Source organism: Myxococcus sp. XM-1-1-1, from assembly GCF_020037095.1.
In the GTDB taxonomy this organism is placed as follows: Bacteria; Myxococcota; Myxococcia; order Myxococcales; family Myxococcaceae; genus Myxococcus; species Myxococcus fulvus.
The window spans coordinates 658,396-671,138 of the sequence record NZ_JAIQDH010000002.1; the positions used below are offsets into that span (position 1 = coordinate 658,396).

General features: G+C 71.6%; 10 protein-coding genes. 3 read left to right on the plus strand and 7 right to left on the minus strand.

The genetic code is table 11. The features are described from left to right. Positions 1-36: 36 nt before the first annotated feature. From K8640_RS06755 to K8640_RS06775, 5 genes are all read right to left on the minus strand, one after another. On the minus strand, positions 37-1,875 hold the full coding sequence (locus K8640_RS06755) for a patatin-like phospholipase family protein (RefSeq protein ID WP_223746311.1): 1,839 nt from the start codon (positions 1,873-1,875) through the stop codon (positions 37-39). 454 nt (positions 1,876-2,329) lie between these two features. Continuing rightward, positions 2,330-3,268, minus strand: coding sequence for a hypothetical protein (locus K8640_RS06760; protein ID WP_223746312.1), 939 nt, complete (start codon positions 3,266-3,268; stop codon positions 2,330-2,332). 135 nt (positions 3,269-3,403) lie between these two features. Then, positions 3,404-4,351: a tRNA glutamyl-Q(34) synthetase GluQRS gene (gene gluQRS, locus K8640_RS06765; RefSeq protein ID WP_223746313.1), complete on the minus strand. Its 948-nt coding sequence runs from the start codon at positions 4,349-4,351 to the stop codon at positions 3,404-3,406. Further along, a complete protein-coding gene (locus K8640_RS06770; protein WP_223746314.1) occupies positions 4,348-5,559 on the minus strand; it encodes a PEGA domain-containing protein in 1,212 nt (403 codons plus the stop codon). The genes gluQRS and K8640_RS06770 overlap by 4 nt, the downstream gene beginning before the upstream one ends. A 163-nt stretch (positions 5,560-5,722) precedes the next feature. Continuing rightward, positions 5,723-6,730, minus strand: a complete 1,008-nt coding sequence (locus K8640_RS06775; RefSeq protein ID WP_223746315.1) for a hypothetical protein — start codon at positions 6,728-6,730, stop codon at positions 5,723-5,725. Between the two features lie 191 nt (positions 6,731-6,921). On the opposite strand from K8640_RS06775, the gene K8640_RS06780 reads away from it, so the two are divergent. Continuing rightward, positions 6,922-7,776: a metallophosphoesterase gene (locus K8640_RS06780; RefSeq protein WP_223746316.1), complete on the plus strand. Its 855-nt coding sequence runs from the start codon at positions 6,922-6,924 to the stop codon at positions 7,774-7,776. Positions 7,777-7,809: 33 nt separating this feature from the next. Further along, a complete protein-coding gene (locus tag K8640_RS06785) occupies positions 7,810-9,420 on the plus strand; it encodes an adenylate/guanylate cyclase domain-containing protein (protein WP_223746317.1) in 1,611 nt (536 codons plus the stop codon). Here K8640_RS06785 and K8640_RS06790 read toward each other — a convergent pair. After that, entirely contained in the window at positions 9,410-9,793 is a 384-nt protein-coding gene (locus K8640_RS06790; protein WP_046711388.1) for a hypothetical protein, read from the minus strand. The genes K8640_RS06785 and K8640_RS06790 overlap by 11 nt on opposite strands. A gap of 188 nt (positions 9,794-9,981) precedes the next feature. After that, positions 9,982-11,061 carry a 23S rRNA (adenine(2503)-C(2))-methyltransferase RlmN gene (rlmN, locus tag K8640_RS06795; protein WP_223746478.1) on the minus strand — a complete coding sequence of 360 codons (1,080 nt, stop codon included), beginning with the start codon at positions 11,059-11,061 and terminating at the stop codon, positions 9,982-9,984. Between the two features lie 167 nt (positions 11,062-11,228). On the opposite strand from rlmN, the gene K8640_RS06800 reads away from it, so the two are divergent. Next, entirely contained in the window at positions 11,229-12,719 is a 1,491-nt protein-coding gene (locus K8640_RS06800) for a glutamate--cysteine ligase (protein ID WP_223746318.1), read from the plus strand. Positions 12,720-12,743 lie beyond the last annotated feature (24 nt).

The following is a 12,743-nucleotide window of genomic DNA, read 5'->3' on the forward strand; positions in this document are numbered from 1 at the left end:
GGGGCGCGGAGGGCGGCCCCGGCTCTCCTGGAGACTTCAATCGCAGGAGCGCTGGTCGGGCTTGCCGTCGGTGCACTGGCCCATCGGGGCGAAGCGCGACTCGGCCTCGGTGACGACGTCGTCGACGGGGCGGGCGCACTCGTTCTGGGCGAGCGTGCCGCGCACCTCGAACAGGCGCAGCACCTCGGCGCAGCGCTGCTGGAAGGACTTCACGCCCTCCTTGAAGAGCGGGCGCATGACCTGCGGCGAGAACGCGTAGCCGCTGGCGGTGGCGAGCTGCGACTCGGGCCGGAACATCCACGACGAGCGCCAACTGGACGCGACCTGCTCGAAGCGGGCGGGGCCCAGCCACATGCTGGTGGCGGCCTGGAGCGAGCGCGGCTCGGTGGGGACGAAGCCGGTGCCGGTGCGGCGGCAGTAGGGCTCCACCGCGGTGGGGTCCTCCACCTGGGCGAGCCGCAGCGCGCAGACGTTGTACTCGGCGAAGCGGCGGCCCACGGCGGCGAGCTCCGCCTGCTGCACCTCGCCCACGCGCGGCTGGGCGACGAACAGGTCGATGGTGCGCATCAGCGTGGTGACGGCGTTGTCCGGGGCCGGCACGGGCGTGGACTCGAGGTTGCCGGTGGAGATGACCAGCACGCGCTCGGCGCCGCGCTGCACGGCCTGGAGCACGGGCAGGCCCGAGCGCACGCCGCCATCCAGGAAGGTGCCCGCGTGGCGGCCCTTGCTGGAGGGAATCCAGGGGACGGGCTCGGCGAGCACGGGCTCGACGATGGAGGCGAGCACGGCGTTGATGAGGCCGTCCACGCGCTGCGCCTCGGTGGCGGTGGGCGAGAAGTCCGCGGGGTCCTGGTCGCTGACGCCGTGGACGTCACCGGTCTCGAAGTCGACCGAGACGGAGACCAGCTCCGTGCCGTTGGTGAGCTGCGCGGGGACGACCATGGCGCGCAGCTTGTTCTCGATGCCGTCGAAGCGGACCAGTCCCTTGAGGTCCGAGGCAATCTTCCAGACCCACGTCGAGTTGACGCAGTACAGGTCCGACTCCACCGAGCACGTGTAGTTGCCCAGGAGCACGTCGCGGGCCTTCTGCTCGTACCCGGGCGTGTGGAACAGGTCGACGAGCGTGCTGATGAGCGCGCCGGTGCTGGAGCCCGCGGCCAGGTCGATGCGCGCGTCGCCGCAGCCCTCGGGCTCGGGCTTGCCGCGGCACTGCTCGAGCACGCCGAGCAGGCGCCACAGGATGCCCGCGCTGAAGGCTCCGTTGGCGCCGCCGCCGCTGAGGACGATGGCGTTGGAGGGGCGCCCCAGCTTGCGGCTCCAGCGGCGGGCGCTCACGTACTGCGCGGCGGACTCGGCGCCCTCGCGCAGGCCCTGGTTGAGCAGGCTGGGGTTCACTGGGTCCGAAAGCGAGTCACCCAGCGCGGCGAGCGACGCGGCGATGCCCATCGCGTTGCCGAGGAAGCGCTGCGCGTCGACCTCCGCGGCGGTGGGCGCCGTGGGGTTGACGCTCCGGGGTTGGGTGGGCAGGCCCCAGATGCCTCCGGGGACGGTGGCGCGCAGGAAGGTGTCGTAGCAGGTGGCGTTGCTGCCGCCGGCGTGGGCGCGCAGGCACTCCACCTGCTCGACGATGGGGCGGGGGGCGCTGCCGAGGGCGGACATCCACTTCGCGACCTCGGCGGGGTCGGCGTAGGCGTCGACCAGGTGGGAGCGCGTCAGGCGGCCCACGCGCTCGCGGAAGGAAGGGGGAAGGGGAGGCGTCTTCGGCTCCGAGGGCTCGTTGAGCGCCTCGAGGATGTAGCCGGTGCGCAGGAAGCAGCCGCCACTGAGGGTGGCGAGCAGCACGAGACACAGCAGGGACGTCCGACTTCGGTTCACGAGCTTCCCCCGTCATGGAGCGTGACTGGGGGCCTGGAGGTGTGAGGGCGCCCCCCTGATGACGACTCGCGAGCAGGTTACCGCAGGAGGCCCACGGGGCAGCGCGTCGTCGTGAGGGGGACGGCGCATCGTGAGGTGCCTGGCGGACGCGAGCGACGCCCTGACGTGGAGCGATGAACATCTCAACCCCGCGCCATTCCGGAGCGCGGACCGGCCGAGGGGCGGCGCGAGCGAGTCGTGCTCCGTGTGGCGCGGGTGCGCGCGAGGGCCCGCCGACCGACTTCGCGGGGGCCCTGCGTCACGCGACGCTCCGTCGGGCACGGTTCGCCGCCGTCAGGGCCTTGTGCGGGGCGAGCGCGCCTGGGGCTCGCTCTCGTGGCTGGATGGGGACGACGCGAGGCCCACCCCCGTGAAGGAGTGGGCCTCGCGTGTGCCGCAAGGGCGCTTCGTTGCCTTACGGATACACCTCACGGCGGGTCGTCGTTCCCGGCGTGGAGATGGCGCCCTCGGCGTAGACGCGCTGGCGCTTGCTCACGCCCAGGCCCGCGCCGAGCACGGAGGCGATGAGGCCCAGCAGCAGCGCGCCGAAGATGCCCCAGAAGACGCGGCCGGACTTGTCCGCGGCCACGAGCGCGCCCTGCTGCACCTGCTGGCCGACCTGGCCGACCTTCGTCTTGGCGGCATCGATCTGCACCTGCACGCGGTTGGCGACGTCCTCCGAGTCCTGCCGCGACAGGCGCGTGTTCTCCGCGATGGAGCTGACGAGCAGCTCGCGGTCCACGTTGCCCGTGCGCACGCCGGTGGTGACGATGTCCTTCGTCGCGGCCTCGAGCTGGTTGGCGGTGATGGCCGGCTTGCCCTCGGCGCGCAGCCGCTCGTTCACCGGACCGAGCGCGTCGTTGGCGTCGAGGCCGAAGGCGTTGGCGACCTGGTCACCCTGGGAGGCCGCGCCCGCGACGGCGGCGCCCGTGGCACCCACCACGCCGGTGGCGGTGCGCACCGCGGTGCCGACGATGGTGGAGATGACCATGCCCATGAGGGCAACGCCCGCGATGGTCGTCAGCCCCCACATCACGGCGCCGTGCATCGCGCCGCCGCCCTTGTCCACCACGCCCGCGGTGCGGGCGGCGACGAAGCCTCCCGCGAAGAGGGCGATGAGCGGAGCGATGAGGCCCCAGATGCCGGTGCCGATGCCCGCCGAGCGTGCACTGCCTGGGTTGCTCGGATCGACGGACGACAGTCCGAGCGCGAGGCCCAGGGAGTACAGGAGGATGAGCACGCCGAGCGCGACGAAGGTGCCGCCGAGGATGGCGCCCCAGCTGAGCTTGAAGGGCGTTCCCGCGCTGGCGGAGATGACGCCGGGTTTCTCTCTTTCCACGATGGTTGTTGCCATGGGCCGGGCCTCCTGCCGCGGTGAGCACCCCTGAAGCGGGCTGCTCGGGTTCCGCGGCAAACATGGGCATCGTCGGGCCGCGGACGATTCCACGGCTCCAGGACGCCTCCTCGGTGAGAGGGAGACGGCGGGGGCTCACCGCAGGTCGAGTGCCTTGAGGAGCACGGCTTCCTTCGCCACCACGGGCGAGCGGGGGAGGGCTTCGATGGAGAAGGCGCGCAGCAGCTCTTCGAGTGTCCTGGGGGTACCGTCTCCGAGTCCGCTCCACGCGGCGAGCAGGCCCAGCACGCGCTCGGGTGCGACGCCGCGCTCGCGCAGCTCAGCGAGGGCGAAGGCACCCTCGCGCTTGGCGAGGCGCTTGCCGTCCTCTCCGTGCACGAGTGGGACGTGGAGGAAGTCGGGCGCTCGTTTCGCCAGGGCGTCGTAGAGCTGGAGCTGGCGGGGCGTGGAGGAGAGCAGGTCGTCGCCGCGCAGCACGTGGGTGATGTCGGAGGCCGCGTCATCGACGACGACGGCGAGCTGGTAGCTGGCGACGCCGTCGTTGCGGCGCACGACGAAGTCACCGACCACGGCGTCGACGTCTTGGGTGTAGGGGCCCATCAGGGCGTCGATGAAGTGGACCTCTCCGGGACGGGCGCGGAAGCGGATGGCGGGGGCGCGAGTCCTGGCGCGCTCGGCGATTTGCGCGGAGGTGAGGTGGGCGCAGGTGCCGGGGTAGCGGGGGCCTTCCTCGGAGAGGCCGTGGGGGGCGCTGACGGCGCGGGCAATCTCCGCGCGGGTGCAGAAGCAGGGATAGACGAGGTCTTGTTGTTCCAGCGTGGCGAGGGCCGCGCGGTAGAGGTCGTCGCGCTGACTCTGGACGAGGGGTGTTTCATCCCAGTCGAGGCCGAGCCAGCGCAGGTCCTGCATCAGGTCGTCGACGTACTGGGGCTTGCAGCGAGCGCGGTCGAGGTCCTCGATGCGCAAGAGGAACCGCCCGTTGGCGGCGCGAGCCTGGAGCCAGCCGAGCAGCGCGCTGCGGATGTTGCCCAGGTGCATCCGGCCCGTGGGGCTGGGCGCGAAGCGTCCTCGGAAGGTGCTCATGGACGGACGAGCGGCTTGCGGATGGCATCCGCGGGCTTGCGGACGGGGGCCACGGGCTTCGCCGCATCCGCGACAGGCACGGCATAGACCGTCTGTGAGGTGCGTGTGTTGCGCGAGGCGCCGGGAGTCGGTGAGAGCGGAACGGACTCGGCGAGTCCCGCCTCCACGCCGCGCGAGGCGAGCTGTGCCGCTATCTCGCGCAACGGGTCACCCGCGTCGAGCAACTCCAGGTCCATGGCGATGCGCGGCAGCCTGCGTGGCGAGGTGTCGCCGGGCGCGAGGACGAACGCGTCGAGGGCGAGGCCCGAGCCCATGCGGGACAGGGTGCCGAGCACGACGAAGTCTGCGCCGAGGTCGCGACCGAGCTTCGACGCGGCCTTGATCGCGGACGCATCGAGCTGATTGTTGGAGAGGGACATCGCCAGCGACGCGGCGGGGCCATCGCCTGGAGGCATGAGGAGCACGGGCACCTCGCGCTCTGCCACGGCCTCCGCCACGCCCGCGACGCTCTCGCCCGAGGGAAGCGTGGCGCGCCACAGGTGCGCGCCCGGAGGCACATGCAGCACGCGCACTGGCGTGGTGCCGACGGCGATGCCATCGAGCGTGACCTCGACGCCGGAGGGGACGGACTCGAAGCGGAGCGTGGCGCGAGGCTGCGCGGCGTGGGTGGTGCGAACGCGCTCGACGGTGTGCGCGAAGAGCGGGGACGTAGCGGCCAGGGGGAGGGGACGCCCAGGCGCGATGGAGAGGGCGTGGGTGAGGGCCTGGGTGGCCTCGTCATCGCGGCCGACGGCGTAGCGCACGGCGGCGCGCAGGGCGTAGGTGTCCGCGAGCTCCGCGCCATCCGTGAGATGAACGGCGTTGTCCGCGTAGGCCTCGAGCGCGCGGCCGAGCGCGGCGTCTGCGCGGGAGAAGCGACGGGCGGCACGCGCGGTGGTCGCCTCCTGCACGGCGGCACGCGCGGCGGCGAGCGCGTCGACCGTGGTCTCGGAAGGCGTGGTCGCGGGAGTGTCGACGAGCGCCAGCCCCGCGGTGCCATGGAGCTCGGAGGCGAGCCGCGCGGCGAGCCGTGGGCCAGCGCGTGCGGGGACATCACCGGAGATGGCCTGGAAGGGCAGCACGGCCACCTTCTTCCGAGGCACGCGCGGCTGCGCGGCGAGGGAAGAGGCGCCCAGGACGAGGCAGAGCAGGAGCGCGAATCGCTTCATGGTCGGCAGTGACTCCGACCGTGTTCCTAGCACGGAGCGGAGTCCCGTGCCGCCGGCCCCTCCTGCCCGAGAGGGCTCCGGGAGAGCCGATTGCTTACTCGACGCGGAACGGGAAGTCCCTCGGAGAACGGTTGCCACGAGGAGGCATCCAGGATGAAGCACATCATGGACCCGAGGGCTGGGACCTGACGGGCAGAGACAATGGTCGAGGCTTCAGTCCATGGCGCTGCTTGAACGCGGTCCATTCGAGCTGTAGCGCCTGGAACCGCTGAGCGTTCATCTCGGCGCGGAGCACTCCCGGCTTGGGGACAAGCTTGGGAGGAGGATGGGGCGTCTCTCCATGCCTTGCCCGCATGAGGTTGAAGGCGGTGAATCCCCAGGGAGGCATCTGCCTGTCGAGGATGATGGTTTCCAGGACGCGTGTGGCCATCTGGTCGAAGTTCCGGTGCGGGACCTCTCGGAGAAGCATGAGCGTCATCACGAACGAGAGGTCCAGCGACGGCGCGCTCACGAAGTCCTGTGCCACTTGTCCGAGCTGTGCCGATGTGAGCGGAAGGGATGACGCGCTGGGAGGCATGAAGGCGCCGTACTGGAGCAGACTCGCCCTGGGAATCAGGTCATGCAGCCCGTCCCAGCGCGTCGCTGGAAAACGTGCGGCGAGCACGTGCCAGTCCTGTCGTGCTTTCGTCCGGACGGGTGACGTCTCTGGAAGCGATGCGGTGAGCGCATGTGCCTCCCGTGCGGCCTTCACGACCCGCCGGTACACATCCAGTTCGGGCGCGTTCTCCAAGGGGCGCACGCCGTAGGACATACCCACTGTCCACCATTCGCCCTCTTCCTCGAAGAGGAACGCGAGCACCCGCTTCCCGGTCGTATAGCTCGCGGGGGCTGGGCAAATGAATGCCGAGGAGGAGGGCACTTCGATCGTCATTCCTGGCCGGGCCGCGCCCATCAGTGACTCCAGGACCTTCAGCCGTGCGATATCTCCAGGGTCATCTGCCCAGGTATCGCCAGCGCGTCTCGGGGCCATGCGGACGCTCTCCACCTCCACCCAGACGATGCTGTTCGCTTCCTGCGTCAGCGACCAGAGTGTCCGCGGCGCAATGGGATAGGCGCTGGCCAGGGGGGCATGGAGCCACAGCACGAACACCAAGAGCCGCAGACGCACCATGTCGACCTCGCGGACGGTGCAGGGGCTCGAAGCATCTCGAAGCGCTCGCCGCGAAGGTCCATGGCCTGACCATCACTTCGCGGCGATTCCGTCACGCCTGTACACCCCACCGGCGTCGATGGCGCTTCCCCCCATTCGTCATCCGGAGAGAATGTCCGCACCCGGCCGCCCGTTCCCGGGCGGGAGTCTTGATGCGCTTCATCCACTGTTCCGACGTCCACATCACCGACGACTACTTCGCGCTGCCCCTGCGCAAGCTCGGCTGGCGCCGCTGGGTCGCCCTGGCCGAGCTCACCGTCGGCGGCCGCGCGAAGCGCTACGCCCGCGCCCCCCACTCCCTCTCCGCCATCGCCCGCGAAGTCGACCGCCACGCCGCGGACCACTTCATCCTCTCCGGTGACCTCACCGCGTACGCGCTCGACAGCGAGTTCAAGGGCGCGCGCCAGGCCCTCGGCCCCCTCGCCGACGACCCGAGCCGCTGCACCATCATCCCCGGCAACCACGACGTCTACACCCCCGGCAGCCACCAGAAGGGCCGCTTCGCCAGCCACTTCGGCCACCTGCTCCACAGCGACCTTCCCGAACACCGCCGCGAGGGCGCCTTCCCCTTCGTGCGCCTCGTGGGCTCCGAGGCCGCCGTCGTGGGCCTCCTGTCCGCCCGCGTCCCCGCTTCGCCCGGCCTCTCCTTCGGCGTCATCGGCGACGCCCAGCTCGACGGCCTCTCGGCCCTGCTGAAGGACCCCCGGTTGGACGGCCGCGCCGTCCTCGTCGTCGTCCACCACGCGCCCCTCACCCGCAGGGGACGCGCCGACCGCTGGCACCACGGCCTGCGCGACGCCCAGGCCTTGCTGCGGCTGCTCCCAGGCCCCCGCCACGCCGTCCTCCACGGTCACATCCACCAGCGCTACCACCACCCCGCCACCAACGAGCGCCCCCACATCTTCGGCGCCGGCTCCTCCACCGAGGCCGGCCACGAGGGCTACTGGCTCATCGAGGTGGCCCGCGGTCAGGTCGTGGGCGGCCAGCCCCACACGCCGCCCCTGTGACAACGCCGCGTCCTCGGCGGTAGAACCCGCCTCATGACGCATCCGCTGGCCACGGACCTGAGCCTCGAGGAATACAAGACGCTGCGCGCGCTCCACCGCGCGGTGGATGACCTCCTCGAGGAGAGCCTCCGCGCGCGTGAGAACCTCACGCAGACCTTCCGCCGCTGCTTCCCGCCCATCCTCGCGCTCACCGGCGCCCGCGCCGTGGCGCTGACCACGCGCGACGAGGACCTGCGCACCCGCACCTGGCAGGAGGGCGACTGGGGCGGAGACTTCCCCGGCCCGCTGCTCGACGGCGCCCCCGGACCCCAGCGAATCGGAGACGCGACGCTCGTCACCCAGCCGCTCGACGTCGCCGGAGACCCCGTGGGCTCCTTCGGCCTGCTCTTCTCCGGAGACCACACGTCACCGGAGGCCTCGGCCCGCGCCCTGCGCCTGCTCGACACCATCGCCGAGCAGCTCGACACCGTGCTGTGCCTGGTCCACACCGCGTCGGAGAAGCACCAGCTCATCATCCAGTGCAACGCGCACCTGGCCAACCCCGTGTTCGAGGTGGGCATGGACCAGGCGGTGCTCACGCTGGCCCAGCGCGTGCGCGTGCCCTCCTTCCTCCTGCTCTACCGCGACGCCGTGCGCCCCCAGGTGCTCCACTACCGCCTGTACCGCAACGGCCACCTGGAGTTCGAGAGCGGCGAGCAGCCCAGCCAGGACGTGGAGCGCGCCCTGCGCCAGCACGGCCACCGCCTGCTGTCCGAGGAGGTCTCCGCGCTGCGCCAGCTGCTCCCTGGCCGCACCACCGAGGCGGTGCTCATCTCCGGCTCGGCCTCCAGCGAGCCCCTGGGGAAGATCGCCGTCGCCTGCGACGAGGGCTTCTCCGCGTACACGATGGACCTCTTGCGCGTGCTGGCCTCCACGCTCAGCCAGCGCCTGCTCGACTACAACCGCGAGCGCATCCACCTGTCGCAGTTCTTCCCCACCAGCATCATCGACGCGCTCCTGCAGGACCCCAACTACGCGCAGCACCTGCGCGCGCAGGACCAGGAGGTGGGAATCCTCTTCGCGGACATCAACGGCTTCACGCGCATCTGCGAGCACGGCTTCGACAGCCCGCGCAACATCGGCCGCTTCGTGGACGAGTGGAGCGCGCGCGCCGTGGACTGCATCTGGGAGCACGGCGGCGTGTTCGACAAGATGGTCGGCGACTGCGTCATCGGCCTGTTCGGCCCGCCCTTCTTCAAGTCCAGCCGCAGGGAGCGCGCCGAGGCCGCCGTTCGGGCCGCGTGTGACATCCAGTCGCTCACCGCGAGGCTCGGAGCCCGCGAGGAAGTGGCCGCGCTGTGCGAGCGCGTAAAGCTCCCCGGTCTGGGCGTGGCCGTGGGCGTCAACCTGGCCCACGTCAACTGCGGCCTCTTCGGCCCCAACCGTCAGTACACCGCCTTCTCCAGCGGCATGAACCAGGCGGCGCGCCTGCAGTCACTGGCGGGCTTCCGCGAGACGCTCGTCATGGCGAGCGCCCGGGACGTGCTGGTGGACTCCACCGAGCCCTTCATCCAGGGCCTGCGCTTCGGCGCGCTCACCGAGACGCCGGTGAAGAACGTGGCGCAGCCCCTGCGCCATCACCGGCTGGACAGCCTCACGCCGTGAGGTGCGAGGCCGCGTAGCGCCGGGAGAAGTGGATCCACCGGCGCTCGTCCACCTCCACCTGCCACTCGGAGTTGGGCGTGAGCGGCAGCCGCTCCTTGAGGAAGCTCTCCAACTGGTCCGCCGCCTTCACGGGCGTGAGCCCCGGCGCGCGGAAGGCGATGTGCAGCAGCACCTCCAGCCCCGCGGAGACCTCCACGCACGCGCTGATGCGCAGCGGGCCCACCCGGCGCTGGTAGAGCGTGTTCTGACCCGGCCATACGGCAGGGTCCGTCTCCCGGCGCGCGGCCGAGAGCCAGTTGGACGGCTGGAGGATGAAGTCGAGCAAGTCGCTGCTCGCTTCTTCCGTCGTCGAATGCTCCTGGATGGAAAGCATCGCCCACCTCCCCGGGGAAGCCGATGGAAAGAATGTGCCCACGGCCATGGAGCGTGCAAGAGCCCCCCCGCGGAAACCTCGCGGGTGTCCTCCAGCGACACAAGATGAGGGTGTGGGTCCGGAGCTCGGCACAAGGCCTCCGGCGGCGCGACGTTAACGGGCGCGGCTGACATGCGCGCGCGAGCGCGTCACGGGCTGGTGGGAAGTGAACGGCGCGAGCGTCGCTCCACGGCGGACTTGAGCTGACCGCAGCCCGCGTCGATGTCGATGCCCCGGCGTTGACGCACGGTGCTGGGGACACCGTGCGACATCAGCACGTCCTGGAAGGTGCGCACCGACTCGGGTCGGCTCGGCCCGCCGTCGTAGCCCACCGTGGGGTTGAGGGGGATGACGTTGACGTGCGCGTCCATGTCACCCAACAGCGCGCCCAGTGTGTGGGCGTGCTCCACCGTGTCGTTGCGGCCCTCGATGAGCGTCCACTCGAAGAAGATGCGGCGCTTGCGTCGGGCGATGTAGTAGCGGCACGCGTCCATCAGCTCCGCCAGCGGCCAGCGTCGCCCCGCGGGCACCAGCGCCGCGCGCTCCGCGTCCGTCGCGCCGTGCAGGCTCACCGCCAGCTGCACCGGCCGGTCCTCGTCCGCGAGTCGACGGATGCCCGGCACCACGCCCACCGTGCTCAGCGTGATGAAGCGCGGCGCCAGGGCCAGGCCCAGCGGGTCCACCAGGACATCCACCGCGGCCAGGGTGTTGTCGTAGTTGTGCAACGGCTCGCCCATGCCCATGAGCACGACGTTGCGCAGCGTCTCGCCCGACTCGCGGAGGATGCGCTGCACGTGGAGAATCTGCCCCACGATTTCGCCGGGCGTCAGGTGACGCGACAGGCCCATCTGCCCCGTGGCGCAGAAGACACAGCCCATGGCGCACCCTGCCTGAGTGCTGATGCACACCGTCGCGCGGCCCTTGAAGCGCATGAGGACGGTCTCAATCGTCTGTCCGTCCTCCAGCTTCATGAGCAGCTTGTGGGTGTGGCCGTCGGAGCTGAACGCCTCGTGGTGCGTGGTGAGCTGTCCCAGCCGCGCGCGCTCGCGCAGGGCCTCGCGCAGGTCCGCGCGCAGCCCCTCCACCTCGTCCAGCGCCCGGGCCTGCTGTCGGTACAGGCCGGACCAGAGCACGTCGCGGTGGTGGGGCCGGTAGCCCCAGTCGGACAGCAGCGCGCCGAGCGCGGGCCGCGTCAGGTCGTAGAGGTTGGTGGGCGTGTCGGACGGCATGGCCAGGACGCCAGATAACACACCCGGGCCCCTCGTCACCCGGGTGCCCCGGGGTGAAAGACGGGCGTGCCTCCGGAGCGGACGGCCCGAGGCAGTCCCGGCGGCCGGGCCGGCGAGCCCCTGGCGAGTGCTGCCGGTGCGGGCGACCGTGCACAGGTTGTCCGCGCATGGGGCTCTCCATCCAGCAGGAGCAGTTCGGTCCGGAGGACTTCGAGCGCTTCTCGCGCAGGCTCGACGAGAGCCTGGAGGCGCTGCGCGTCGTCCTCGCCAGGCCCGGCTTCGGCGAAGGACCGACGACGATTGGCGCGGAGCTGGAGTTGTTCCTCGTGGACGACCGGGGCTTCCCGCTGCCGATGAACCAGCAGGTGCTCGCGCGCACGAAGGACCCGCGCGTGACGCTGGAGATGAACCGCTTCAACCTGGAGGTCAACCTGCGCCCGGGGCCGCTGGCGGGGCGGCCCTTCACCGCGCTCCGGGCGGAGCTGGAGGACGCGCTCGCGGAGGTGCGGCGCGCGGCGGCGGTCGAGGGCGCGCGGGTGGCGGTGATTGGAATCCTGCCCACGCTGCGCGAGGCGGACCTGGGCAAGGGCGCGCTGACGGCCCAGCCGCGCTACCGCGCGCTGAACAACGCCATCCGCCAGCGCCGAGGCAAGCCCATCGAGGTCGCCATCCGGGGCGACGAGGAGGCGCTGACGCTCGCCTGGGACGACACGACGCTCGAGGGCGCGAACACGTCCCTCCAGTTCCACCTGCGCGTGACGCCCGCCGACTTCGCGCGCCTGTACAACGCCGCGCAGCTGGCCACCGCGCCCGCCTTGGCCATCAGCGCCAACTCGCCGCTGTTCCTGGGGCGCAAGCTCTGGGACGAGACACGCGTGGCGCTGTTCCGTCAGTCCGTGGATGACCGGGGCGAGCCGGGCGAGGGCGGCTTCCAGCCCCACGGGCGCGTGACGTTCGGCCACGGCTGGGTGCGCGAGGGCGCCTACGAGCTGTTCGCCGAGTCGGTCGCGCTGCACGCGCCGCTGTTGCCCGTGGTGGGGCACGAGTCCCCGCTGGAGCACGCGGCCTCGGGCCGTCCGCCGGGGCTGGAGGAGCTGCGGCTGCACCAGGGCACCGTGTGGTCCTGGAACCGGGCCGTCTATGACCCGAAGGACGCGGGGCACCTGCGCATCGAGCTGCGCGCGCTGCCCGCGGGGCCCTCCGTGGTGGACATGGTGGCCAACGGCGCGTTCCTCCTGGGCCTGACGCTGGGGCTCGCCGAGCGCATCGACGCGCTGCTGCCCGCGCTGCCCTTCGCGCACGCCGCGGGCAACTTCATCCGCGCCTCGCGCAAGGGGCTGGACGCGGAGCTGCTGTGGCCGGGTGAGTCCGCGCCGAGCCCCCGCGTGGTGCCCGTGGTGGACCTGGTGCGCAGGCTCATCCCCGTGGCGCACCGCGGGCTGGTGTCCGCGGGCGTGGAGGCACAGGAGGCGGACCGGATGATGGAGGTCATCTCCCGCCGGGTGGACACGCGCAGGACGGGGGCGCGCTGGCAGCGGCAGGTGCTCACGCGGTTGGAGGCGGGCATGCCCCGCAGGGACGCCCTGGCGGCGATGCTGGAGCGCTACCTGGAGCTGACGGCCTCGGGGGCGCCCGTGCACGACTGGCCGGTGGAGTAGGCGCGGGCGGGCGGGCGGCCTCGG